Origin of the sequence: Pseudomonas oryzihabitans, from assembly GCF_007665395.1 — a bacterium.
GTDB classification, from domain to species: domain Bacteria; phylum Pseudomonadota; class Gammaproteobacteria; order Pseudomonadales; family Pseudomonadaceae; genus Chryseomonas; species Chryseomonas psychrotolerans_C.
Genome location: NZ_VDND01000017.1, coordinates 1 through 24,376, shown reverse-complemented (window position 1 = coordinate 24,376; position 24,376 = coordinate 1). Strand labels below are relative to the sequence as shown.

Here is a 24,376-nt window from a genome sequence, read left to right as displayed (position 1 = left end):
CATGCTCTCCCATCACACCCCTGAACACGATCTCCCTTCTCATACCGATCGCGAACGTGACCGGCAGAGGCTGGATGCAGCGCTGAACGACTTCCTGGCCAAGGGTGGCCAAGTCGTCGAAGTGAAGCCGACCGAGCGCGCCGCTGGCGGGCCAAGCTTCGTCATCAGCGCGCAGCGCGAGGAGCTGCGCCAGCTCGCCGAAGCGAAGCCGGCAACCGAAGTTTCCGATGAGGACCTGGTGCGGCTCCTTCGAGCCCGAGCCTTGCTCGGGGACACCCTGCGCACAGCGTCCAGGCGCCTACAGCAGCCCCTGGAGCGTTGCCATGCCCTTGCCCGGGCGCATCGCCTGCCTTTCAAAGTCGGGTACGTGAAAGGGGGTAGCCGCTCATGACGACGCCCGCCCATGCGCTACGTGGTGCCAACAAGAACCTGCAGGACCTGGTGGCGTTCGCCTTGGACGAGGGTTGGATCGTCACCCGCACCAAGGGCGGCCACGTCAAGTTCTTGAAAGTCGGCTACTGCCCCATTTTCACGTCTTTCACGCCCAGCGATCACCGCGCCGGCCTCAATGCCCGCGCCCAGCTGCGCCGCGCCCAGCCTATGAACGAATTGGATCAGACCCTATGACTACCGCAACCAAGCGCAAGCCCGCAGTCCGCAAAGCGGCCCACGAGGATGAGAAGTTCGTCGTCCGTTTTCCCAAAGGTCTTCGCCCCCAGATCGCCGAGGCGGCCAAGCAGGCTCATCGCTCGATGAATGCCGAAATCATCATCCGTATGGGGCGCACGCTCGAGCTGGAGGACGAGGTTTCCCGTCTGCAGCGCGTTATCGATCAGTTGCTTGCGGCCAACGATGACTCCAGCCGATCGGCTGGCCGTCCTGTTCAGGAGATCCACGCATGAGCAAGCCCAGCAACGAAGCGGTTTCTCAGCGCCTGTTAGCCGGTGGTTTTCCGGGATCCAACACACCAGTCGCCCGACTGGCGGATCCGATCAAGGAGACGCCCATGGTCCTTACGCTGGACGAATTGGCGCCGTACAACCACAACCCTCGTACCACGCGAAACCCGTTGCACGATGAGATCAAGGCATCCATCCAAGCACGTGGGCTGGACCAGCCACCGCCTGTGACCCGGCGGCCCGGTGAGGATCACTACATCATCCGCACGGGTGGCAATACCCGCCTGGCCATCCTCAATGAACTCTGGAAGGAAACCAGGGACGAGCGTTACTTCCGCATCCATTGCCTATTCCGTCCCTGGTCTGACCGCGGCGAGATTGTCTCCCTGACCGGGCACCTGGCCGAGAATGATCTGCGCGGCAACCTGATGTTTATCGAGCGCGCCGTCAGCATTGATGCTGCGCGTGAGCTCTATGCCCAAGAAGCGGGCCGAGAGATCTCTCAGAGGGAGCTTGTGAGGAAGCTAGCTGAGGATGGATACCGTATATCCCAGTCCCATATCAGCAAAATGCAGGAGACAATCCGTACCCTGGTGCCCGCGATTCCAGGATTACTCTATTCGGGATTAGGTAAGCCTCAGATTGAGAAGCTACTCAATTTGCGTAGCGCCGCGCTTAAGGCCTGGATCGGCTTCAATGGTCAAGAGGCTGACTTCGAGATCCTCTATCAGGAAGTGCTCAACGGCTTCGACGGCCCTACCGATAATTTCGTTTTCGATTCCATTCAAGACGAGCTGATCGGCCAGATCCGCAGAGCGTTGAATATCAGTTATGAGGAAGTGCTCAAGGCGATTCTTGACCACCAAGACAGTAGCCGCCGCTCGCAGCTGGTTGGGGTACAGGTGGCCGACGGGCAGATCCCTCAAATTCCCGCCTCCGGCAACGCGCCCCTTGCCCAGGGCAACAATGCCACGCTGGAACAGCAGCCTGGTACGCCAGCCAAGCAGAAGCAGCAACGCGCCTCCCCTGCCACACCACCGCCACTACCTGAGCGCGTCGGCGGTACCGGAGCGGTCGACTCGACTGCTCTACAACACACGCCGCCGGATCCCGAACAGCTGACCGAAGAAGAACGTGCCGCTCGCCTGAACGGCCACATCGTAACGCCCGATGGCATCGGTCAGAAGGTACGGGATGTTCAGCGACGCATTGCGGCCGAGCACGGCGAAACGCTACCTGACTTCAACAGCGATGCCCTGCGTGCCATTCCCGTTCAGGCCGGGGGTCTGTATCCCATCTCGGACGTCTGGTACATCGAGCGCAGCAGTGATACCCCGGACGAACTGCGCAAGGTCCTGAGAACGCTCGTCCTCGAAATCGCCCAGCTGTGCGACGTTCCTGGTGAGCTGCTCAAGCCCACCGATTTCGCACTCGGTTTCACGCTTTCTACCCCTCAGTCAGTGCTGACCGCACGCGGGACGACATCCTGGCAATTCCTGCAGTCCTTGACGGGCATGTACAGCTACGTGGTGTCGCGGGACCCAGAAAACGCCGAGGCACTTACGGCAAGCATCGCGGAAGAGAACGCGACATTTACCTTGAACCTGGGCCAGTTGCTTCTTGGCGATCCCCTCTTCGATAGCAAGCCAGCCAGCACCGAAGGCCGTATGACCGATGCCGCCCTGGTGAAGCTGTTTCGGGTGATCCGTCTCGCTCGTCGGCTGATCGAACTCGAGGCCGGGCAGTAGCCCGGTCACCTTCTGGACCTGCATTAGGAAGTCGCATATGTCCACGAAGTACAACCCCCTGAACCAGGCGCTGATGGACCAGATCCTCCATCACCTGCGCAATGGCCAGGTCCAGCGCTGCCTGGATATAGGCCTGGACGTCGAAGTCTTGAATCTGCTGCGTCAGCCACAGGCTCATAGCATTCTGAAAAACGCCCCGGCGCGCTGGTGCAAGATCCAGATCGACCTCGACATGGTCAAGAAGCTCCTGGAGAACTGCGAACGCGATGAGCGGGAAACCCGCCTAGTACATCGGGCCATCCAGCTGGGCGCCACCAACGGGATGATCAAAGACTTCTTTGGCATGGCGCCCAGCGAGATCAATGTCGTACGTCAGTTGCTCAACGTCCCCGGCCGCCCAGGCCGAGTGGCGGGACTCAATGATACCGACCAGGTCTGGTATCGCTTCCTGGACCTGATGAGTACCCATGAGGTCGACCACAAGGACGCGATCGCGCTGCTCGACATCTGCATGCTCATCACCGAAGAGCTCAACGGTCCCTTCGAGTCCATCAAGCACAAGCACGACCAGATTACCCTCGGCCTGATCTGGAATCTCGTACAGACCTGGCTCAATGAGGGCCTCTATCCGCCCAAGATCGCCCGAGCCCCCCTTCGATTAATATCCGATGCCCGCAGAAGACGGGACCGCTATTCCACCGAAGAACAAGCCGCGGGCGATGCCCGTTCCGAGGCGCAAGAACAGGATCAATCGACTGCCCTTGGGCAGATGGACTTGATTGAGCTGGACTCGGCAGAAGGCGACAACAGGTGAAGACCCCTGCTCCACGCGTATCCCATCTACTCGGTCGCGCCCTGGACGTTGCAGCGTCACACCTGAACGTCCATGTTCAAGCCCAGCGCGACTACAGGCAGAAAACCGGCGAAGACCTACCCAAGGAATTCGCCGGTATCGTATTTAGCGGTAACCCTCACGAGACCGTCCCGCGCCGGCTGCTGCTCGATGATCGTCTGTCCCCCCTGGAGCGCAATACCTGGCAGGTGTTTCGGCTGCTCATGAACGGCGATGGCGTCACCGCCTTCCCGACCTATGATCAATTGAGACCCTATCTAGGCAACAATCCAGGCCGTCCCGCTTCACGCGAGACCGTGGCCAAGGCCTTGACCGTGCTGCGCCTGACCCGCTGGTTGAGCCTCGGCCGCCGCGTCCGTGATGCGATCACCGGCCAGGTCCAAGGCAACATCTACATCCTGCACGACGAGCCGGTGGACTATTCCGAGGCCATCCACCTCGATCACGATTTCCTACCCCTCGTGGCCAACGGCCTCGAGCACTCAAACAGCTCCGTCCGTGAGATTGCAGGTCTCACCTTCGACGAGATGCTGGTCAGCGAGACCCAGGAGCTGCCCACCCGGGTTGAAGTGTTCAGAGAGCGTTTCCGCGCCCAGGGACTCGAGGATCCTGCCCGTGCTGCGATCCCTCCGGCTGAGTTCGGATTCCGAACTCCGGTCTTGCCGCCCATGAATCACCTGAGTTCGGATTCCGAACTCAGCCAAAAAAGCCAGGTTGATCAGCTCCCGCCCCTCAGTTCGGAATCCGAACTCAGTGTAAATCAGCGGGTTTCAGCCTCAGTTCGGAATCCGAACTCATCTAGTACGTATACGAATACAAATACAAATACTGATGTATCTAAAAGCTCTGTACTGCGCGAGGAGCAGGACACAGGACTCGCATGGCCCAGTGCCTACCAGCGGATGACGTCCCAGCAGCAGCAGCGAGCCCAACAGGCCATCGCGGCAGTTAGCCCTGACCTTCGGCAACCGCTGATCAAGCAATGGGGCGCGCGGTGTGCCTCGGGTGGGGTAGCCAAGCCCCTTGCCTACCTGATGAAGCTTATCCAGAAGGCCCAGACCGGTGACTTCAATGCTGATTGGCAGCCTGCTGTAGTCCAATCAGTTGCTCCAGTTATGCCACCCCGGCCTCCTTCGTTACCTGCAATTCCGCGATTTGAGCCGGCTGCTGTACAGCCAAGGGCAGTCAGTAATGCTCAAACCGGGAATGAAGTTCTTCGAAGCATCAAGATATCGATGGGCCGGGGGCGGAGCGAATGAGTGCTTATCCCGACACCCAGATAGTGCGACTCCTGTACGACGACATGAGTGATTCCCGGGGAATCACTCACCACCATGACACCCCACGTGATTCCCGGGGAATCACCCATCACCATGACACCGCAGGTGATTCCCGGGGAATCACTCACCACCATGGCACCCCACGTGATTCCCGGGGAATCACCCATCACCATGACACCCCACGTGATTCCCGGGGAATCACTCACCACCATGGCACCCCACGTGATTCCCGGGGAATCGCTCACCTCCATGGCACCCCACGTGATTCTCGGGGAATCGCTCACCTCCATGGCACCCCACGTGATTCTCGGGGAATCGCTCACCTCCATGGCACCCCACGTGATTCCCGGGGAATCACCCATCACCATGACACCGCAGGTGATTCCCGGGGAATCACTCACCACCATGGCACCACGTGTTATTCCCGGGGAATCACCTGCGCCTTCGAAGCCCAAACGGATGCCCTAGGCATTACCTTTTGTTTGAAGCCCCAGGCTGATGCCCCGGGCATCACCTGCATCTCAAACACGCTCCGCTATGACGCTGTTATCAGGCCTACGAGATACGTAGGCCTGCAACCTCCGCACATCCAAATACGGTTATCAGCTGCCCCCCAGCGCCAGTCTCGGCACCCTGCCCGAGCGTCATCTCACAACCCAAGGAATCCTTCTCATGGCTGATACCTTCCAGCTCAATCTCGGCTCGCTCAGATCAAGCGTCAATCTCACCTTGCATACCCACCATGCTTCCCGCCTCTGGTTCGGCCGGCAGCGCTCCGACAACAAGCCCGGGATGATCGGCTTGTCCGGCTTCTCCAACATCATCAATCGCATCTCTGCCAGTGCCGCCAAGGACGATCCCTACTCCGATCTCTTCCTCATCATCATCGAGGACAAGATCGAGGAGTCGGAGCAGCAGCTGACTGCCATAGACGAACGTCTGGACCGGGTCATGGCCATGCTGCCCAAGCAGCTCGACGTGGGGACCAATCTGTCGATCCAACCGCTCAAGCTGCCGCTGTACCTGAACTCGCCGCTGGCCTTCAAAGGCGTGTACCTGCTGACCCGCTATGACGAGCTGGTGCGCCGCATTCTCCTGGCCGCGCACATCGGCCTGATCGACAACGGCTCCAAGGAGGGTTGGCTGGACGAAGGCGCCGCCGTGCTGCGCCGTCTCTATGGCGTGGGCCAACGCTACAAGGGCTACAGCGGTGCGTCGCGCGACGACATCGCCGCCAACAACGCCCGGGCGACCAACGCCAAGGAGATGTACGGCTTCCTGGAAATGCCCAAGGACGTGCTCGAGGGAACCCGGCGCAGCAAGTTCGCCCCGGCCATCCAACGTCCAGGCGATACGCCAGCCGCCTCCAGTAGTGGCGATGACGGCTTCGATGGCGACAGCGCCGATGAGGATGAGCATTTGGGCGCCGCCAGCAGCTTGCACAGCGCCCCCGAGATGAGTGAGGCCTGATCACGATGGCACTGCAACAGTCCACTCAGGGCTCGAAAACAGCAAACCTGCAACAGGCAGCCTTCCAGCCCCTGCAACAGGATGCCTTCGCGAACCTGCAACACGCTCCCTTCTACAAAGGGCTTTTAAAACCCTTTAAGGGTAAGGGGGAGCTGGACCAGTTGGCCGAGCAGTGCCGTTCCCTTGAGGCTGACCTGAACACCCTGGCCCAGGAGCGGATCCTCGCCCAGGCCCAGCGTTTCCCCTTCACGCTCATGCCGATCCGGATGACCCACCAACACACCTCGGCTGGCCCAGTTTTCTTGCGTTGGCAGCAGAGTGGGACCCGGAAGATGGGTGTGGGGCTCTGGGCGGACCTGTGCCGCCACGACCTGGTCACCGAAACACTGCTCCAGGATTTGTACGCCATGGAGCTGCAGCGCATCGCTTTGAACATGCAAATCAGCCTGGTCCATGCCATCGGCCGGCAGGCCGCCGAGTGCGCCGACAAGATGGCCCAGGCCACGGTCGTTTACACCGAACGGCTGCAACAGATCATCCAATCCCGCGGCGAAGACGCCGCATCCCAACAGGAGGCCTGACATGGGCACAGCAGTAGTATGGGAAGGCAACATCGGCTCCGCACCCGAGTACAAGCGCTTTCAGAAAGACAACCAGGATCCGCGGCACCTGCTCCGACTGAACGTCTATTTCGATAACAGCATCCGCTTGCAGGATGGCTCCTACGAGGATCGCGGCGGTTTCTGGGCCAATGTCGAGCTCTGGCATCGTGATGCAGAGAGCTACAGCCGGCTGTACCAGAAAGGTATGCGGGTGCTGATCGAAGGGCGTGCGGTCCTGGATACCTGGAAGGACGGCAACGGCGAGGAGCAAGCGGCGATGAAGGTCCAGGCCAACCGGATCGCGTTCCTGCCGCAGCGGATCGAATCCATCACCCTGGGACAGGGCACGGGGCAGAGTCAGGCGCGACCGGTCTCGAACGGCTCGGCACCAGCTCGCGCTCCGGTCCCCACCGGGGACGACTTCGACGACAACATCCCCTATTAGGACTCCTGGAAAATTTCGCGCCCCTGCGGGAAGCTTTCGGATAGCTGCACTCACTCAGCGTGATCCTGCAGCACCCATGGTCACCGCAGCGCAAAAAACCTGATCGGTGAGAATACTTCGCAAACAGCGTTGACTTGCGAATGAGAATTGATACTATCAGTTCAGCCGGTCGCGAGATCGGTCGAGACCTGAGGGTCCTGCGGTCGGACTTTTTGGTTATCTCCTCATCAGGCTAATCACGGTTTGGGCCCGGCACTGCCGGGTCTTTTTTTGTCCGCGATTTGGCATCCCTTTACGCGTCGCGCCTCAGCGTGACGCCACTGAAAGCGTTACAACACCCCTAACGTAGGCTCGCCGCTGCATACCGGTCGCACTCCGGGACACAAACTAGATTTGGCGGGTCATCCATCTGGGTCTCGATGCGACCTCTTGGGTCCGGCCAAAACAGCGTTCGATCTCTTCAATCTGCTAACCGAGGTAGGACGTTCTGTGATTCAGCGGCGTCGAGATGACACTGCGCTAAAGAATTACAAAAAATTGCAGATGAATTGGCTTGGAGGTCACCGTCGCAGACCTCATGGAGCTCGGAATGAACCTACGTCTGCTACGTATAGCCCCCCGCATCGCCATCTGCTTTGGAGCAGTCACTTTTTTTGTAATACTTTTAGGTGCTTTCGCCTTCATGCAGTTGAAGGCTTTGCGTTTGACTGAACAGACGATGGAAACCGACTGGCTAGCGAGCGTCCAAACGGCTGATGACATCCAAATCGCACTGCTGCACACACGCCTCGAAAGCATTCGTCTCCTAGCGACCGATGACGCGACTGCCGCAAATGTCGCCATCAGCCAGATTCAACACAACCGCGAGGTCATGAACGCACGTACCACGTTCTATCGTGACCATTTAATTTCTGACGACACTGAACGTACAGGATTTGAGCAGGCTGCACAGCAAATGAAGGCTTACCTGGATGGGCTGGATCGGATTGTCGCCGTGATCAAATCTGATCGTGCACAAGCCGTCTTGCTGGCGAATGGTGAGCAAAAGAAACTGGCCGAAACGTATCAGGAGCAGCTGACTAACCTACGAGAGATGAACGCCGCGGGGGCCAAGCAGGCGGGTCAAAATGCGCTGAAAATCTATCAACATAGCGTTCGCATTATGGTCCTCATCGTGCTACTGGCAGTCGTCAGTACGCTCTTACTCGCTTGGCGTTTGACTCGTAGCGTTGCTCACCCAATTGGCGCCTCACTCGTTGTGGCCAACGCCATCGCCCAGGGGGCTCTCACCAGCAATATCAATCGCACAGGTGTCGATGAAGCAGCTGGTCTTATGCGCGCTCTAGGTCAAATGCAAGACAATCTCAAGGATACTCTGAACAGTATCTCGGACTCATCCGCTCGGCTTAGTGGAGCTGCGCACGCGATGAAAAATGTAACCGATGAGGCTAGTCAGACCTTATCCAGCCAAAACGCGGAAATTGATCAAGCCGCCACGGCCGTAACGCAAATGAGTGCGGCAGTCGAAGAGGTAGCGCGCAATGCAACCTCTACATCTCAGTCTGCTAAAGAGTCGAGTACCGCCGCCGTATCAGGAAATGAAAGGGTCAGTGAGACGCTGCACGCGATGCAGCGTCTCACTGACCAAGTCCAGACCACATCCTCTCAAGTCGAGAGCCTAGCCGGACAAGCTCAGGACATCGCCAAGGTTCTTGGGGTCATTGGTGCAATTGCCGAGCAAACCAACCTGCTCGCCCTGAATGCGGCTATCGAGGCAGCCCGCGCAGGTGAGCAAGGTCGCGGGTTTGCAGTGGTTGCCGATGAGGTCCGTGCATTGGCACATCGTACTCAGTCCTCCACTCGCGAGATCGAAAACATGATCTCGGGCATTCAGCAGGGATCTGCCCATGCCGTTCACGCGATGAAAGCCAGTACGACCCAGGCTCACGAGACGTACGCTATTGCTCAAGCTGCAGGGCAGGCGCTGAACGACATTCTCGAAGCCGTAAGACTCATTGAAGAGCGTAACCTTCAAATTGCAACGGCTTCTGAAGAGCAAGCCTATGTAGCGCGAGAGGTTGACCGTAACTTGCTGAGTATTCGCGACCTCTCAATCAAGAGCAGTGACGGCAATTGTAGAACAGTAACAGCTAGCGACGAGCTATCCGCTATGGCGGGTGAACTCGAGGTGTTGGTTAGGCGATTCAAGCTCGCATGAGCACCTGGAAATCTTTCGTAGTAAGGTTATGGTAAAGAGCGGCGGTACCCTGGCCGAACACGCAGAGTCACGCTCTTCTTCAGAGAAGAGAATAGCGATGTACCGGACCCGTTATGGCTTAGCTCCGTTGTAAAGAGAACTCTGCGCTGCTCAAGTATGAGTCAGCACAGATTGCCCATCACCTCGGGTACGCCTGAACTGCTGCAGAACGCGGCCACAACTTCAGTCTGAAGGTGCCCTACCCGAGGGTATGAACCTCCGCCGACAGGTCTCGTGCGCTCCTACATTCGCCGAGAAAGCATCTGCTGGTCGGCTGGTGGCGGCTGACTCAACGACGGATGCTGAAGGACCTGGACATGCTGTGCCACCAACTAATTGTGCGAGCTGGTCGGTTCCCTATCCGCGTAGGACTGGTCTGGCTTTATTATCGAGATTGCCGATACCCGGAGATCTCTTCGCTTGGGGCATGTGCCCGCAGATCGCGCCCCTGACCGAGGGCGGCATGGTGTTCGCTGCGACTGGTCCGGCGGCAGTACCTTACGATTATCTCCTCCTCAGGCTAAACCCAGCTTTGGCCCGGCGCTGCTGGGTCTTTTTTGCCCGCGATTTAGCATCCTTTCTGTAAGGTCGCGCCTCGACGTGAAGCTGCTAGAGGCGTCCATCTCTTTTTCCACCAATCTAAAGCGTATGGATCTACTGCAAAAGCAAACCGGCATAAGCCGTAGTGCATCGCATACTGACCTAACGCAGGCGCGCATAACGGTCGTTACTCACGCCAGATACGCCTCAAATGGAAACGGATAGTATCCATAATGATACCAAATGCTACTCAACTTTTCGTAATGGAAGCCGCTACCTCCTGTACTTCCATAGCGGAAAAACTTCCATGTCCAGCATCTCATCATTAAGCGGCGTCACTTTCAGCAACGCCATTACTACGACCAACTCGACTGCCAGCGACACAAGTAACACCAGCGCCACGACTGCGGACACCTCGGCAGCTAGCGATACGTCGACAACTCAAGGGGCTGGCGGCAGTGCCACACCCGCAGGGGGCCCCCCGGGCGGAAGCTCAAGCGGCAGCTCTTCGTCCGACAGCACGTTGGAAAAACTTAAGCAGGCAATAGAACAAGCGTCTAAGGAGTTGCAGGAAGCCCAGCAGGCATTGAGCAAGTCCAGCCAAGGTAGCGGTAGTGACAGCGAGCAGGAACAACAAGCCAAACAGACCGAGCAGCAGGCCGCGCAGGCGCGGGTAGCCTCCGCGAGCGCCGCGCTGGCCAGTGCCTATGCTGCCTACAGCCAAGCCCTCAGCGAATCTGGTTCGAGCACCAGTGGTACCTCAGTGAACACCAGCGTTTGATAGCGCTAATGATCGGCTGAATTACAACGCTGCGGCGTTTGAGACCGCGAAAAGATCTGCCTCAACCTATGCGGGCCTGGATAGGGTTTCGTCTTTACCCGAATACCTGTCCATCGCGACCCTAGACCTTCCTTCAGTTTCCCGCAGGTCTACGCGATGTTCGCTCGGGGTGTGAACGGTGGCTAGGCCATCACTACGCAACGCCTCAGGCCCGCTCCAGCTGCTGCAGCGCGCCGTATTCGATGGGTACGACTTCGGCCTGAAGATGCCCTACCTCGAAGGGGCCAATCGCCTGCTGACGAGCCGGGGCGGCTCCTTCATTCGCCGCGGCGAGCATCCGTTGTCCGGGTATTGGCGGCTGCCCCAGCGGCGGCTGCTGGAGGACCTGGAGGTGCTCTTTCACCAGCTGGGCGAACTGGCCGATGGTCGGATCGTCCTGGATTGGTCGGCCTTTAGCCGCAAGATCTCTGACGCCCAGGCCGATGCTCGGCGGGACCTCTTCATCTGGGGGATGCGTCTGCGGATCGCGCCGCTGTCCGGTGGCGGCGTAGTGCTCTCCGGTGACTATCACCCAGGCTGCGTCGCCGTGGCCAAACGCATGCACGGCCTCTTCCTCTCCACCAGTCGCGCCTGGCGGGTGCCAGCTTCGGCCGAGCTGCTGCGCAGCAACCTCATCCTAGAGCTAGGGCTGCTCGAGGAGCAGTTCGAGATGCTCGACGTGCTCCAGGAGCTGCTGTCGGATGGCTCGGTCAGCGCCGCCCGTGACGTCACCGCGATGTCGATTGGAGGACCGCCCCAGGAGCGAAGCGCCTCCTCAGCCGACGAGGACAGTGCGGCAGACGTCTACCTGGCCGCGGTGCCCGACATCGCCAAGACCAGCTGGACGCTGCAGGCAATTGAAGCCGAGCTCAAGCCGTATTCGCTGATGTCCCACCAGCCTGCCGGAATCCGCCACCTGCTGCAGCGCACCAGCGCGCTGCTGGCCGATGACATGGGGTTGGGCAAGAGTCGCCAGGCGGTGATCGCCGCCGGTATCCAATCCGCAGGCCACCAGATCCTGGTGGTGGTGCTGGCCAGCCTGGTCATCAATTGGGAGCGGGAAATCCAGGCGGTCTACCCAGACGCGCGTATCGCCCGGCAGCGCTATCAGGCGGATGCCCAGTGGGTGATCGTCAATTACGAGCGCCTGGGCGACTTCGTGGCGATCGCCGATCAGTTCGCGGTGATGATCATCGATGAGGCGCACCGGTTGAAGGAGCCCACGGCCGCCTGGACGCGAAACGGCTTCGACATCGCCGCCAAGGTGCCCAATCGCTACCTGCTGACCGGGACGCCGGTACTCAACCGGGAGTCGGAGCTCCATACCCTGCTGCGCCTGTCGGGCCATCCCATCGGGCAGCTGCCGCTCAAGGACTTCTGCGAGCGCTTCGCCGGCAGCTCCGAATTTCGCCAGGGGCTGCGTGCCGAGATCGGCGACTGGATGCTACGCCGGCGCAAGGACGTGCTGCCCGACCTCAAGGGCAAGCAGCGGCAGACCGTGCCGGTGGTGCTCGATCAGGCGCAGCAGACCGAATACAACGGCATCCGTAATGCCGATCAGCCGGTATTCGCGCGGTTGGGTCGGCTTCGCCAGCTCCTGGAGCGCGTGAAGGTGCCGGTGGTGATGGAGCTGCTCGGCGAGCTGGATCCCGAGGACAAGGTGATCCTCTTTTGCGAGTACAAGGAGACGGTCACCACGCTGCAGCAGCTGTGCGAGGCTGCAGGACTTGGATGCGTGACCCTGGTGGGCACTGACAGCCTCACGAAGCGGCAGAAGGCAATCGATCGTTTCCAGGAGGAGCCCGACTGCCGCGTCTTCATCGGCACGACGTCCGCCGCGGGCACCGGCAACAACCTGACCGCTGCCAACTACGTGTTCTTCCTGGGCCTACCCTGGACGCCCGGCCTGCAGGACCAGGCCGAGGATCGGGCCTATCGCAACGGCCAGCGCCGGATGGTGGTGATGAAAATCCTCTTAGTTGAGAACAGCATCGACTTGCAGCTGTGGCAGATGCTGCAAGATAAGCGGCGGATCGCCCAGGACCTGATCGAGCCTGATGCGATCAACCAAGCCCAGGAGCGACTCGCCAGAGAGCTATGCCCTTGAATGACGCACGCAACGTCGAGTGGTTTCTTTCACGACTACAGCATGAGTTTCCTGAGTGCAATTGCCTAATGAGTGCAATCTGCCTCGATGGAGGCGCTGCGTTGAGCGTCATGCAGAAGCACTCGGTTGTGACCGTCACCCTGCAGATTGATGCTCGACGACTGCGTGATGCCAGGTATATTGGGATGCTGCTGCAGTTGGTCCGTGAACAGCTGCCTCGTAGCTGAACTACCCTCACATCGGTAGGTCATTCGTTGTGGGTGCGCCAGACCACCCCCTCCAGATTTGCAATTCTGGTGGCTTCGAACTGAGTTATCCCCCGCTTGGAGCGGGGGATTTTTTTTGCCTGCGGCTAACCTCTTTCGCTCCAGATACGGTTATCTCCTGCTTTCCAGGTAGGTGACTGGCACCGTGAGCCCCACTACGAAATGGGGCCTCACCGCACATGATCTGGAAGCTCAACACCCTCTCGCCGCTCGCCTTCGCCATTGCACTGGCAGGCTGTGCCCAGCAGGAGCCTACGCCCAGCGCACCCGGCCCCGACAGCTCGCGCAATCCGGAGCTGCTACAGCCCGATCTCTATCCGAAGGGTGCTGTGTCAGAGCCTCAGGTCCGGTACGGCCGCTACACCCTGGTCAACACCGCGCCCGAGACCGAGCAGCGGGACCTGATGGCCCAGATCATCGACGTGAATATCCCGGCCAACATGAAGCCGACGGTTCGCGACGCCATGCAGTACGTGGTCAACCGCTCCGGTTACAGCCTGTGTGGCCCTGAGCAAGGGCACGTCAACATCCTCTTCACCCGGCCGCTTCCGGCTGCACAGTACAAGCTCGGGCCCATGAGTCTGCGCAATACCCTGCAGGTGCTGGCCGGCCCCGCCTGGCAGGTGAAGGTCGACGAAGTCATGCGGTCGGTGTGCTTCGTGCTCCGCCCGGGCTATCAGCTGCCGGAGGGCCAGCGCTACGCCGCTGCGCCCGTGGCTACCCCGATCACGGCTGCCGCCAAGCCTGTATCTACTGCCAACAATTCGGGGGTGACCATTGTCCCTGTACCTGCTGCCAAGCCGCTGGAATCGCACCCCGATCCGGCCAAGCCAACCGCGAACGTAGCCGCCACACCGGCAGTCACACCCCTGCCCGCCGGCGCGGCGCTGACATCCGCGCCGGTCAACGCGCCTGGGAAGTCATTGCATGTCGGGCAATCTCCAAATGCTTCCCTGGCGAAGGGCACCTCTGCCAAACCTGCTGCTGTAGCGGCTTCGGCTCCTGCCAAGTCAGCTTCTTCCGACGCCGTCCCCAGCGCCAAGCCGTCAACTACAGCGGCAGCCGCTGCCGCGAGCGCCTATTCCCTGCCTTCGGTTCGCCTAACCGAACCGGCTTCGGCTATGACGCAAACCTGGGATGCGCCCATCGGAAGCACCCTGCGGCAGTCCGTCGAGGCATGGGCCAAGCGCGCAGGCTGGCAGGTGGTCTGGGAGCCCGATGACCTGGACTACCCCATCGAGGCCGCCCTGCACTTCCGCGGCACCTTCGCCGAAGCCGTTGCCCAGGTTTTCCCGCTCTACGACGGCGCTCGCCGCTCCTTCATCGTCGATGGCAACTCCAGCCAGCGCATCGTTCATGTTTCCGAGAGGAAGAAGTCATGACCCGTCCCCTTCGCCTGAGCGCCCTGGCTGCGGCGCTCCTGCTCGCCAGCTGCTCGGTGCAGCGGGTGGACGAATCGGCCCAGCGCGCTGAGAACGACGCCGCCATGGCTAGCCAATACGCGGCCCGGCTGCGTAATCAGCAGCAACAGCCCAAGCGCGAGACCGTCGTATTCAGCGACAAGCCCTGGGTCTCCACGCAACCGGTGGTGGCCAAACGTGGCATGCCCTCGGCCCTGGATTGCGAACTCAGCTATCGCCCGTCCGGCAGCGTCGGCATTACCGAGATTGCCCAGTACATCACCAGCCAGTGCGGTATCGCCGTGCTGGTCTCGCCCGATGCACTGAACCCCAATGCCGCCGCGCCCAGCGCACAACCCACCAGCACCGCACCGGCGCCGATCGGCAACCCCAGCCCGGATAGCCTGGCAGGCCTGCTGCCTGCAGGCGTCATCACCAACCCGGCGACGATGGGCGCCGCGGCAAGCTCTACTGGTTCCGGGTATCGCGCGTCCGACTTCACCAGCCTGGGCAGCGGGAGCCAGGTCAGCGGCCTCAAATACAGCGGCAAGGCCTCCGGCCTGCTCGATGAGGTGACGGCGCGCCTAGGTCTGGGGTGGCGCTATTCGCCCGTCGAGCGCGCCGTGCGGATCAGCTATTTCGAGACGCGGGTCTTCGATGTCTGGTCCTTTGGCGACAAGCAGGTCATCGCCAGCACCGTGAAATCCGGGATGGCCACCGCCGCCGGCACCAGCGGCAGTAACTCGGGCGGATCGAGCACCAGTTCCGGCGTCTCGGGCGACTCGGGTAGCAACCAGAGCACCACGGTCACCCTGGAGTCCTCGATCCTGCAGGACATCCAGAACAACGTGAAGGCGATGCTCAGCGTCGCCCCGGCCGGACGTATGTATCTGGCCCCCTCCACCGGGACCCTGACCGTCACGGACCGCCCTGAGGTGATCTCGCGGATCGAGGCCTACCTCAACACCACCAACCGCGCTATCACCCAGCAGGTGCTGTTCAACGTCAAGGTCTTCGAGGTCACGCTGACCGACACGGACCAGCTCGGCCTCAACTGGGCGGCGGTCTACAAGTCCCTGAATACCAAGTGGGGCCTGTCGCTTTCCAATACCGTCTCCGGCATCAGCACCAGCGCCACCTCGGCTTCCGTCGGCATCGTCGACACCGCCAACTCCGCCTGGGCGGGCTCCAACGCCATCGTCCAGGCGCTAGCCGAACAAGGACGCGTTTCCAACGTCAGGTCGCCCTCGGTCACCACCCTGAACCTGCAGCCGGCACCGCTGCAGATCGGCAACGTCCAGGGTTACCTCGCATCCAGCTCGACGACCACCACCGCCTCGGTGGGATCGAGCACTTCGCTGACTCCCGGCACCATCACCAGCGGTTTCAACATGACGCTGCTGCCGCGCGTGCTCGATCACGACGAGATGCTGCTCATGGTATCGATCAACATGAGCAGCAAGCCGTCCTTCCAGACCTTCACGAGCAACGGCTCCAGCGTTCAGCTACCCGACTATGACGCCAAGTCGCTGTCGCCCAAGGTCAAGCTACGCAGTGGCCAAACCCTGATCTTGTCCGGTTTCGAAGAGCTCAACGAGAACGCGACGAAGACCGGGGTCGGTGATCCCAGCTTCTTTGGCCTCGGCGGTAGCCGTACCCGGACCTCCGGGCACAGCGTCCTGGTGGTGCTGATCACGCCGATCGTGACGGGTTGACGACATGGCCCTCGCCACTACCCCACCGGTCGCGCCGGCGCAAACCGCCCAGATCCTGACCTACCACGGCAAGAGCTTCGTGTCGGGCCTGCAATGGCATCCGCTAGGCAGTCTGACCGGGTACATGAAGGAAGCCCGGGAGTACGGCCGCCTGCACAAGATGGACATCGTCGCCATCCGCCGCACGCCCAATGTCATCCAGGCCGGTTTCGTCGCTCGCAGCGCCGGCGCCATGAAGGGTATGTACTCGCTGGCTGCGGCGCTGGCCGGACAGTTGGGCCAATCCTGGCTGGCCGCTTGGCAGGTGCCTGGCGATGAGCCTCGCTATGCACTGGTCGCAGTGATCGACGGCGCCGTCATCCCGGGCTACGACCTGGTGGGCTCGCAGACCGAAATCCAGCGCAAGGTCGCCCAGCTCGAAAGCCGCGCCCTGACCTTCGATGAGACCTATCTGCCAACAGAGTTCAGCTTAGGTGGCAAGCCGCTCGACATCGACGAGTTGCTACAGCCGGGCAACCTGAAACGGGACTACGCCCTCAAGCCCCTTGCCTTCGGGATGAGCAAGGGCGAGTGGATCCGCGTGGGAGTCATTGGACTTGTCGTGGCGGCCGGCGTCATCGGCTATAGCCAGTGGGAGGCGCACAAGCGCGAGCAGAAGCGACTTGCCGCCGTCGCGGCCGAGGCCGCGCGCCAGGCCGAGCTACAAGCGATCAACGAACGCTCCAAGGAGCAACAGACCATTCAGGCCCTGGAGCATTCTTGGGCGAAGCGGCCGGGTGTGCCGGACTTTCTCCTGACCTGCAACGGCGCTATCGACCGGCTCCCACTATCCATTGCCGGTTGGCTCTTCACCTCGGCCCAGTGCGACGGGGTGCTCTTGTCGACCAATTACAAGCGCGACGGCAACAGCACGGCGTCGGCCTTTGTCGCGGCCACGCGTGGTCACTTCGCTGATGAGCCGGCCTTCTTCGATGAAGGCAATGGCGCCGCCCTCAAGCTCACCTTCGAGCCACCCTTAGCGGGCGACGATGAGCTGCTGCAGGCCACGCCGGCGCTGGCCGATCTGACCTCCTGGCTGCATGGCCAAGGCCTGGCACCGACCATCAAAGAAGTCCCGGTGGTCATTCCGACACCTCAGGCCATGCCTGGCCAGCCGGCGCCCCCCGCTCCGCCGCCGCCGGACTTCAAGCACTTCGAGCTGACATTCAACACCGCGCTGCCGCCGGACATCGTCCTCAAGGACGTGCCCCACCAAGGCCTGCGACTGCGCGAGATCAAGACCCTTCTGCAGAGCGATCAGCTGGCCTGGTCGGTGACCGGTGACCTCTATGTCAAATGACCTTTCCTTCGCCATGATCGGCGCCCTGATGCTGACGCTGGCCGTCCCGGCCTGGGCCGATACCTCCAAATCAGGTGATCCAGATGGCATCACCGTTGGCGAGCTCTCCCGGGTGCAGAGCGAAACCATCCTCTACAAGGCCCAGGGCGAACGCGCCAAGGCGCTGCGAGAGCTTAACGATGGCGGCACTCAAGCCAAGGTGCCGCCCCAGCCCAATTACCTTCCACAGCCTGTCGCGATGTCCAGCAGCGCGGTGGGCGGCAGCGTTGAGCATGCTGGCACGGTAGACCAGTTGCCCGTGGTCAAGCTGATCTACGGGTCCGGCAAAGCCCTTCGCGCGACGCTGCTCTACACCGGTGGGTTCGAGATCGATGCCTCTCTCGCATCCACCGACCTGCCCGGCGGCTATCGCGTGGCCAGCTTGAGCCTGGACAGCGTCGTGCTGAGCCGCGGCAGCAAACGTTATCCGCTGGGGTTCTCCAATCGCGCCCCGAGCTTTCCGGTGGCTTCGGTAGCTACCAGCCAAGCCCCGGTACTGCCCGTGACCGTCACGCCGATGAATCCGGTAGCACCGGTGCCGGTACCCGCTCCAACCCCCATTGCCCTTCCGGGCTCTGCCCCTACCGCAAACCAACCCTGAGGTCATCTTGATGAGTTCGAGCAATCACATTGAGTCCACTTCGGATGAGCCGGAAGGTGACGTCAAGGCTATTAGCCAACGGTTGGCGGGGGAGCTGGTAAACGAGCTACTTCCGCTCCAGCCACGTCGCGTCCTCACTGCCGAAGGCGCCCAGTGGGGCTCGGTGAAGCCGGAACTGCGTCAGCTCCTGGCTCTGGTGGAAGGCATACGCCCTACCGATCATGCTCAGTTGTTGGTGTCAGGTCAGCATCTGCGCGACCCCTTCGTCATGGCCTTCATGGGTGAGCTGGATCGTGCGGATCTGGACTACCGCGTGGTGCCCAGCACCCTGAGCGAGATCCAGGCGCTGTATCAGGTCGATACGACCCGCAGCACCAGCACCAGTGGTCTCGACAGTACCTCTCGCCAGCAGGAAGTCATCCGTCTGCTTGGCGAAGCTCACAGCCGTGGCGCGTCGGACGTGCACTTCGTGGTCGGCCGCGAGATCACACACATCCTCTTTCGCATCCATGGACTGCTGACCGAATACGGCCAGATCCAGAGCCGTATGGGCCGCGAACTCTGCTCGGCGCTGTACAACTCCATGTGCGACGTGGCCGAAGAGCATTATCAGCCGGAGATCAGCCAGGACGCCCGGGTCAAGCATGCGTTCGTGGCTCAGCTCGGCCTCTTCGGCGCGCGGGTGGCGTCACGGCCATTGGTTGAAGGACCGCTCATGGTTCTGCGGCTGCTCTATGACGAGAAATCCAAGCAATCCCTGAGTGAACTGGGGTTTCTCGCCGAACAGATCGCCCTGCTCGATCGGCTGCGCAGATTGCCGTACGGCGTCATCCTCATCACCGGGCCCACCGGCTCTGGCAAGTCGAAGACCCTGCAGGTCACGCTGAATCAGCTGCACAGCGAGACCGAGGGCACCCGCCACATCCTTTCGGTCGAGGATCCGCCCGAATATCCCATCATGGCCAACCAGTCGCCGCTCGGGCATGCCGAGACGTGGGACGGCGCCATCACCAACACCATGCGTCTGGATCCGGACATCCTCATGTACGGCGAGGTGCGTGACCTAGCCACGGCCCAGGCGGCGTTTCGCGGCGGCATGACCGGTCACCTGGTCTTCTCGACCCTGCACACCAACAACGCGGTAGCGAGCCTGCAGCGGCTCATCGACATGGGCGCCGACCCGAGCCTGGTGACAGACCCCGCGCTCATGTCGGGCCTCATCAACCAGTCACTACTGCCAGTGCTATGCACGCATTGCGCCCAGCCCCTATCCAGCCAACGCGAGCAGCTGAACCCGGCCCTCGTCGAGCGGTTGGAACGGGTCATGGATATCACGAAGGTCAGGCTGCAGGGTCCGGGGTGCGCGCATTGCCGAAACATGGGTGTCTCCTCGCGAACGGTCGTCGCCGAGGTGCTGATCCCCAACCATCGCTTCATGCAGATCTTCCGCGAACAAGGAGCCAGCGCGGCGAAAACCTACTGGGTCAGGGACATGGGCGGGATCACCAAGATCCAGCACACCATTGGCAAGGTCGCTGCTGGACTCATCGACCCCCGGATGGCCGAGACCATCATCGGGCCGCTGGACCTTGAGCTTTTCATCCTGGAGCAGCCCAATGCTTAGTCGGCTTCTGGACAGTTGGACGACCTTTGCCGATGCCTGGTACGCCAAGCAGTTCGGTAGCAAGGAGCGCATCCAGTTCTACGAGAGCCTCTGCGCGCTCCTCGAGAACGGCGTCGGCATCGACGATGCCCTGGAAGAGTTACGCGCAATCTTCAGCGATGGCGGCAAAAAACGGCGGGACCCGACCGCACTGGCCACCGCTGGCATCAGTCAATCTGTGCGAAACGGCAAGTCGCTGGGCGATGCCTGTCAGCGTTGGATGCCCTACCAGGAGACCGCAATCATCGCCGCCGGCGAACGTTCGGGCGCCTTGGTACAGGCTTTCTTGGACTGCGTGCAGATGATCGAGGCCCGCGGTCGGATCTTGTCTCTGATCCTGTCCGTGACCGTCTACCCCATCATGCTCTGGGCCATGATGGCCTATCTGCTGCACGTCATCGCCTCGCGCATGGTCCCGGCCATGACCCGGGTCTCCAACCCCGAAGGCTGGACCGGCATCCCCTACCTGCTCTACCAGGTCTCCAGCTACGTCAACAACTGGGGCCTGCTGACCCTAATCGTGGTGCTGAGCGTCATCGTGCTGGCCATGGGGTCGCTGCCCTACCTGACCGGACCACTGCGCGTCAGGCTCGATCGCCTGCCGCCTTGGTCGATCTACAAAGCCCTCCACGGCTCCACCTTCCTGCTCAACATCTCGGTGATGCTCAAGGCCAACATTAACCAGATCGAGGCCTTGCAGTCGCTACAGCGCGGCGCTAACCCCTGGCTGCGCGAGCGGTTGATCGCGGCCGTCTACGGCGTCAATCAGGGCAAGAACTTCGGTGAGGCCCTGCGCTTAGCTGGGCACGAGTTTCCCGATAAGACCGCCGTCCAGTTCCTCTGCGTGCTGGCGACCCGCAAGGGCTTCTCCGAAGCCATCCACCGCTTCAGCAACCGCTGGATCGAGCAGACGCTCAAGCAGGTGGAGCGCTACACCAAGGCGTTCCTCACCTTCTCGACCATCGCCATGGGGCTCTTGATGCTCCTGGTGGTCAGCGGCGCCTTCAGCCTGCAGAGCAACGTTGCCAGCCTTCACCACTAGATCCACTACCCAAGGAACCGTCATGAGCAAACCCTGCATCAGCCCCACTCTCTCCCCGGTGACCCTCGACGTTGATACGTCGCACCACGCTGCAGAAACCACGCCCTTTCGTCTGCCGCCACGACACCGCCAGCGCGGCGTCTTCAGCCTGGAAATGATGTTTGTCCTGATCATCGCCGTCGTCGCCCTGGGCTACATCATCTACAACGGCGGCAGCCTCATGGGCTCCCAGGACGTGACCAACGAGCAGTCCAACATCGGCACTCTCATCGCCAATACCCGCAAGCTCAAGGCCAGTAGCGGCTACGGGACGTCCGGCACCAGCCTCGTCTCGCAGCTGGTGGCCAGCAAGGGCCTGCCCAACATGAGCGTCAATGGCAGCAACCTGTACAACGCCTGGGGTGGCTCGGTCACCGTGGTGTCGAGCGGTATGACCTTCACCATCACCGAAAACGCGCTGCCTCAGGATGCCTGCGTCACCCTGGCCACCAAGATCAGCCGCGGCACCAAGGTCACTACCGCCATCAACGGCGGAACCGCGGTCACCGGCGAAGTGGATCCCGGCACCGCTACCAGCGGCTGCAGCAAGGACAGCAACGTCGTGACCTGGACGGTCTACTGAGTCCGCATGAGCCTGATCACGCAAGCCAATTTCGTCGACCTCTTCCTGGGCCCGGACTTCTCGGACGTGAAGGGCCTCGACGGTTCCGGTAGCCGGCGGGAATCCGCGCCGGCTGCCTGGGGCACTGAGCTGCAGGCGCTGCGCGAGCAGTGCCAAGCCAAGTCGATTGAGTTCGGCGATCCGGAATTCTCGCTGGTCCAGGACGGTATCGTGCTGCGGGTGACGCAGATCAAGGATGCCTTTTCGGAAGACGTCTTCATCATCCGCAAATCCAATGCCCAGATTCGGCCCTTCCACATGCTGGGCTTTCCGGAGGCGCTGGCCAACGCCATGCTCAGTGACCAGGTGCGCGGCCTAGTCATCTTCTGCGGCGAGATGGGTACCGGCAAGACCAGCAGCGCCGCCTCGCTGATCGCCGCACGCCTACAGGCCTGCGGCGGTACAGCGCTGGCCATCGAAGATCCGGCCGAGACGAACCTCAACGGTCTGCATGGCGAGGGGCGCTGCGGTGTCCCGCCGCACGGGTGGCTACGAGGAGGCCCTGCTGCGCGCCTTGCGCACCGGCGCCGACATGATTCTCATCGGCGAGATTCGTGACATCCCAACCGCTGTTCAAGCGGTACGCGCCGCCATCAATGGCGTCTTCGTCGCCACCACCTTCCATGCCGGCAACCCCACCCAGGCGCTTGAGCGGGTGCTGGCTCTGGCCAGCAATGAGATCAAGAACGCTCGCGAGATCCTGGCTCAGGGGCTGGTAGCGGTGGTGGCTCAGACGCTGGAAACCCGCAATGACCGCCGCATCCTCAAGGTGCGCAGCCTTCTGGTCACCGGCGAAGACGGGCCCAGCATCCGCGAGAAGATTCGAGCAGGGCACATCGCGCAGCTCGACCAGGACATCGACAACCAACTCAAACGAGACCTCTGGGGATGAATACCTCACGCGGCTATGCCTCACAGCGGGGCTTCATCGCCCTGGACATGCTCTTTGGCCTGATCGTCTTCGCTGCCGTAATGACCGGTACCGCGGTCCTGGTGGCCAATCAGATGGACTCGCAGAATTATCAGATCGCAGCCGACCAGCAAAAGCAGGTTGCCGACGCCGCTGCCAAGTACCTCAAGGACAACTTCGCCACCGTCTACGCCGCGGCCGGCACCACGACGCCGGCGCAGATCACCCCGGCGATGCTGCGCAACACCAACTACCTTCCCGCGGGGTTCACGGACGCCAATGCCTTCGGCCAGACCTTTGTGGTGCTGGCACGGCGGGTGGCGACCAACCAGCTCGAATCCATCGTGCTCACCACCGGTGGCCAGGCCATCGATGAGATGGGCACCCGCGAGATCGCCGAGAACCTCGGCGCTCCGGGCGGCTTCGTGCCGGTGGCCAATACTGGCATCATCCAGGGCGTGCGCGGCGGCTGGTCGTTGACCCTGAGCAATTACGGGGTCAGCCCTGGTGCGGGTCACACCGCCAGCGCGCTCTTCCTGCAGGACGGCACCCTGGCCAACGACTATCTCTACCGCAATGCCGTGGCCGGCAAGCCCGAGCTGAACCGGATGAACACCGCCCTCAACATGGGCGGCAATGACATCAACAATGCCGCGACCATCAATGCCACCGGCAACGTGAATCTCAATGGCACGGTCAATGCCGGCGGCGACGTGCATGCCGGATCGATCTACCTCAACGGCAATGCCACCCTGAACGGCACCGTCAATGCGGGCGGCGATGTCCGGGCAGGCTCTCTCTACCTGCAGGGCAATGCCACCATGAACGGCACCGCCACGGTCGGCGGCAACGTTGCGGTCTCTGGCGATACCACCACCGGCTCGATGTACGCCCGGGGCAACGTCCAGGGCGTTACCGCCAGCATGTCTGGGGAGACGTACACCGAGGGTTGGTTCAGGACTCGCGGAGACACTGGCTGGTACAGCGAGAAATGGGGCGGCGGCTGGCACATGACCGACAGCGACTGGGTACGGGCCTACGCCGGCAAGAACGTGTATACGTCCGGCCAAATGCGCGGGAACAGCCTCTTCTCCGATGGCAGGACCTATGTCGGTGAGTACATCCAGCTGATCGGCTCGGCAACGGAAAACGCGGGGTGCGCCACCAATGGCTTGGTCAGCCGCGACGGTGGTGGTGCCTTGCTGTCCTGCCAGAGCGGACTGTGGAAGCGCCAGGCCGGCAAGACGCCTACCTGCCACGCCTATACCATTCCCGGTTACTCCACCAACGACGTGACGACCTACGCCTGCCCCGTCGGTACCAAGGTGGGCTGGGACACGGGCGGCAGTAGGCAGCGGTGGGCGACCACGCCCAACATCGCCATCGGCGAAAACGACTATGCCACTATCTTCTGCTGTGAATTCTGAGGCAGCCGTATGTACGACATTCCGACCCTGCTAGCGCTGCGCCTGCTGGCCAGCGCCGCACGCGTCCAGCAGCAGACGCTGGAAACCATGGCCCTCGACGAGCCGGGGACTCATCAGGCCCGCGAGCTGCTACACCAGGTCGACGCTCTGCTCGAGGAGATGATCGATCCGGAGCAGCTCGAGACCCTGGTGCAGGAGCAAAAGCGCTTAAGCCGGAAGGTGGGCTAGGTGTGATCTCTCAGTAGGTTGTTCATCCGGGGCATTCCCGGAATTCTGGAAGCGCGACCAACAC

At 61.5% G+C, this 24,376-nt stretch carries 21 protein-coding genes and 2 pseudogenes; all 23 read left to right on the top strand.

From position 1 onward, the window contains the following. Position 1: 1 nt before the first annotated feature. On the top strand, positions 2-391 hold the full coding sequence (locus tag FSV73_RS24335) for a hypothetical protein (protein WP_145012813.1): 390 nt from the start codon (positions 2-4) through the stop codon (positions 389-391). After that, positions 388-627, top strand: a complete 240-nt coding sequence (locus tag FSV73_RS24330) for a hypothetical protein (RefSeq protein WP_145012811.1) — start codon at positions 388-390, stop codon at positions 625-627. Before FSV73_RS24335 ends, FSV73_RS24330 begins: the two co-directional genes overlap by 4 nt. Continuing rightward, entirely contained in the window at positions 624-902 is a 279-nt protein-coding gene (locus tag FSV73_RS25950) for an Arc family DNA-binding protein (RefSeq protein WP_145012809.1), read from the top strand. Before FSV73_RS24330 ends, FSV73_RS25950 begins: the two co-directional genes overlap by 4 nt. Then, positions 899-2,647 carry a ParB family protein gene (locus tag FSV73_RS24320; RefSeq protein ID WP_145012806.1) on the top strand — a complete coding sequence of 583 codons (1,749 nt, stop codon included), beginning with the start codon at positions 899-901 and terminating at the stop codon, positions 2,645-2,647. Before FSV73_RS25950 ends, FSV73_RS24320 begins: the two co-directional genes overlap by 4 nt. Before the next feature lie 73 nt (positions 2,648-2,720). Beyond that, positions 2,721-3,461 (top strand): STY4526/YPO1902 family pathogenicity island replication protein, encoded by a 741-nt coding sequence (locus FSV73_RS24315; RefSeq protein WP_186309333.1) that lies wholly within the window; start codon positions 2,721-2,723, stop codon positions 3,459-3,461. After that, positions 3,458-4,759: an STY4528 family pathogenicity island replication protein gene (locus FSV73_RS24310; RefSeq protein ID WP_145012800.1), complete on the top strand. Its 1,302-nt coding sequence runs from the start codon at positions 3,458-3,460 to the stop codon at positions 4,757-4,759. The genes FSV73_RS24315 and FSV73_RS24310 overlap by 4 nt, the downstream gene beginning before the upstream one ends. A gap of 693 nt (positions 4,760-5,452) precedes the next feature. Continuing rightward, positions 5,453-6,250, top strand: a complete 798-nt coding sequence (locus tag FSV73_RS24305) for a PFL_4669 family integrating conjugative element protein (RefSeq protein WP_145012797.1) — start codon at positions 5,453-5,455, stop codon at positions 6,248-6,250. A 5-nt stretch (positions 6,251-6,255) separates the two neighbouring features. Beyond that, the gene (locus FSV73_RS24300; RefSeq protein ID WP_145012794.1) at positions 6,256-6,831 is read left to right on the top strand and encodes a DUF3158 family protein; all 576 of its coding nucleotides are present in this window, start codon (positions 6,256-6,258) and stop codon (positions 6,829-6,831) included. Between the two features lies 1 nt (position 6,832). After that, on the top strand, positions 6,833-7,297 hold the full coding sequence (locus FSV73_RS24295) for a single-stranded DNA-binding protein (protein ID WP_145012791.1): 465 nt from the start codon (positions 6,833-6,835) through the stop codon (positions 7,295-7,297). A 577-nt stretch (positions 7,298-7,874) separates the two neighbouring features. Continuing rightward, a pseudogene (locus tag FSV73_RS26320) lies at positions 7,875-8,657 on the top strand (MCP four helix bundle domain-containing protein); the annotation flags it as partial. Beyond that, positions 8,631-9,515, top strand: a complete 885-nt coding sequence (locus FSV73_RS26315) for a methyl-accepting chemotaxis protein (RefSeq protein ID WP_437179314.1) — start codon at positions 8,631-8,633, stop codon at positions 9,513-9,515. The pseudogene FSV73_RS26320 and the gene FSV73_RS26315, both read left to right, overlap by 27 nt. Positions 9,516-10,401: 886 nt before the next feature. Continuing rightward, positions 10,402-10,875, top strand: coding sequence for a hypothetical protein (locus tag FSV73_RS24285; RefSeq protein ID WP_145012785.1), 474 nt, complete (start codon positions 10,402-10,404; stop codon positions 10,873-10,875). Positions 10,876-11,053: 178 nt separating this feature from the next. Next, positions 11,054-13,021: a DEAD/DEAH box helicase gene (locus FSV73_RS24280; protein WP_260856159.1), complete on the top strand. Its 1,968-nt coding sequence runs from the start codon at positions 11,054-11,056 to the stop codon at positions 13,019-13,021. Between the two features lie 445 nt (positions 13,022-13,466). Further along, on the top strand, positions 13,467-14,669 hold the full coding sequence (locus tag FSV73_RS24275) for a TcpQ domain-containing protein (protein WP_145012782.1): 1,203 nt from the start codon (positions 13,467-13,469) through the stop codon (positions 14,667-14,669). After that, positions 14,666-16,402, top strand: coding sequence for a PilN family type IVB pilus formation outer membrane protein (locus FSV73_RS24270; RefSeq protein ID WP_145012779.1), 1,737 nt, complete (start codon positions 14,666-14,668; stop codon positions 16,400-16,402). Before FSV73_RS24275 ends, FSV73_RS24270 begins: the two co-directional genes overlap by 4 nt. Positions 16,403-16,406: 4 nt before the next feature. Next, positions 16,407-17,741, top strand: a complete 1,335-nt coding sequence (pilO2, locus tag FSV73_RS24265; RefSeq protein WP_145012775.1) for a type 4b pilus protein PilO2 — start codon at positions 16,407-16,409, stop codon at positions 17,739-17,741. Further along, positions 17,731-18,381 carry a type IV pilus biogenesis protein PilP gene (gene pilP, locus FSV73_RS24260; RefSeq protein ID WP_260856158.1) on the top strand — a complete coding sequence of 217 codons (651 nt, stop codon included), beginning with the start codon at positions 17,731-17,733 and terminating at the stop codon, positions 18,379-18,381. Before pilO2 ends, pilP begins: the two co-directional genes overlap by 11 nt. 10 nt (positions 18,382-18,391) lie before the next feature. Further along, positions 18,392-20,005 carry a GspE/PulE family protein gene (locus FSV73_RS24255; RefSeq protein WP_186309332.1) on the top strand — a complete coding sequence of 538 codons (1,614 nt, stop codon included), beginning with the start codon at positions 18,392-18,394 and terminating at the stop codon, positions 20,003-20,005. Beyond that, positions 19,998-21,086: a type II secretion system F family protein gene (locus tag FSV73_RS24250; RefSeq protein ID WP_145012772.1), complete on the top strand. Its 1,089-nt coding sequence runs from the start codon at positions 19,998-20,000 to the stop codon at positions 21,084-21,086. The genes FSV73_RS24255 and FSV73_RS24250 overlap by 8 nt, the downstream gene beginning before the upstream one ends. Positions 21,087-21,240: 154 nt before the next feature. Then, the gene (locus FSV73_RS24245; protein ID WP_186309337.1) at positions 21,241-21,708 is read left to right on the top strand and encodes a type 4 pilus major pilin; all 468 of its coding nucleotides are present in this window, start codon (positions 21,241-21,243) and stop codon (positions 21,706-21,708) included. 6 nt (positions 21,709-21,714) lie between these two features. Further along, positions 21,715-22,639 (top strand): annotated as a pseudogene (locus FSV73_RS24240) (ATPase, T2SS/T4P/T4SS family). Further along, positions 22,636-24,084: a shufflon system plasmid conjugative transfer pilus tip adhesin PilV gene (gene pilV, locus FSV73_RS24235; protein ID WP_145012766.1), complete on the top strand. Its 1,449-nt coding sequence runs from the start codon at positions 22,636-22,638 to the stop codon at positions 24,082-24,084. Before FSV73_RS24240 ends, pilV begins: the two are co-directional and overlap by 4 nt. A gap of 9 nt (positions 24,085-24,093) precedes the next feature. Further along, positions 24,094-24,312 carry a hypothetical protein gene (locus FSV73_RS24230; RefSeq protein WP_027597843.1) on the top strand — a complete coding sequence of 73 codons (219 nt, stop codon included), beginning with the start codon at positions 24,094-24,096 and terminating at the stop codon, positions 24,310-24,312. The last annotated feature ends 64 nt before the right edge of the window (positions 24,313-24,376 follow it).

Excerpts from the sequence above, each read along its gene's own strand:
- FSV73_RS25950 (WP_145012809.1), top strand. The coding sequence starts at position 624 with ATGACTACCGCAACCAAGCGCAAGCCCGCAGTCCGCAAAGCGGCCCAC.
- FSV73_RS24270 (WP_145012779.1), top strand. The coding sequence starts at position 14,666 with ATGACCCGTCCCCTTCGCCTGAGCGCCCTGGCTGCGGCGCTCCTGCTC.
- FSV73_RS24305 (WP_145012797.1), top strand. The coding sequence starts at position 5,453 with ATGGCTGATACCTTCCAGCTCAATCTCGGCTCGCTCAGATCAAGCGTC.
- pilP (WP_260856158.1), top strand. The coding sequence starts at position 17,731 with ATGTCAAATGACCTTTCCTTCGCCATGATCGGCGCCCTGATGCTGACG.
- FSV73_RS24330 (WP_145012811.1), top strand. The coding sequence starts at position 388 with ATGACGACGCCCGCCCATGCGCTACGTGGTGCCAACAAGAACCTGCAG.
- FSV73_RS26315 (WP_437179314.1), top strand. The coding sequence starts at position 8,631 with ATGCGCGCTCTAGGTCAAATGCAAGACAATCTCAAGGATACTCTGAAC.
- FSV73_RS24315 (WP_186309333.1), top strand. The coding sequence starts at position 2,721 with ATGGACCAGATCCTCCATCACCTGCGCAATGGCCAGGTCCAGCGCTGC.
- FSV73_RS24285 (WP_145012785.1), top strand. The coding sequence starts at position 10,402 with ATGTCCAGCATCTCATCATTAAGCGGCGTCACTTTCAGCAACGCCATT.
- FSV73_RS24295 (WP_145012791.1), top strand. The coding sequence starts at position 6,833 with ATGGGCACAGCAGTAGTATGGGAAGGCAACATCGGCTCCGCACCCGAG.
- FSV73_RS24335 (WP_145012813.1), top strand. The coding sequence starts at position 2 with ATGCTCTCCCATCACACCCCTGAACACGATCTCCCTTCTCATACCGAT.
- FSV73_RS24230 (WP_027597843.1), top strand. The coding sequence starts at position 24,094 with ATGTACGACATTCCGACCCTGCTAGCGCTGCGCCTGCTGGCCAGCGCC.
- FSV73_RS24250 (WP_145012772.1), top strand. The coding sequence starts at position 19,998 with ATGCTTAGTCGGCTTCTGGACAGTTGGACGACCTTTGCCGATGCCTGG.
- FSV73_RS24300 (WP_145012794.1), top strand. The coding sequence starts at position 6,256 with ATGGCACTGCAACAGTCCACTCAGGGCTCGAAAACAGCAAACCTGCAA.
- pilV (WP_145012766.1), top strand. The coding sequence starts at position 22,636 with ATGAATACCTCACGCGGCTATGCCTCACAGCGGGGCTTCATCGCCCTG.
- pilO2 (WP_145012775.1), top strand. The coding sequence starts at position 16,407 with ATGGCCCTCGCCACTACCCCACCGGTCGCGCCGGCGCAAACCGCCCAG.
- FSV73_RS24245 (WP_186309337.1), top strand. The coding sequence starts at position 21,241 with ATGATGTTTGTCCTGATCATCGCCGTCGTCGCCCTGGGCTACATCATC.
- FSV73_RS24275 (WP_145012782.1), top strand. The coding sequence starts at position 13,467 with ATGATCTGGAAGCTCAACACCCTCTCGCCGCTCGCCTTCGCCATTGCA.
- FSV73_RS24255 (WP_186309332.1), top strand. The coding sequence starts at position 18,392 with ATGAGTTCGAGCAATCACATTGAGTCCACTTCGGATGAGCCGGAAGGT.
- FSV73_RS24320 (WP_145012806.1), top strand. The coding sequence starts at position 899 with ATGAGCAAGCCCAGCAACGAAGCGGTTTCTCAGCGCCTGTTAGCCGGT.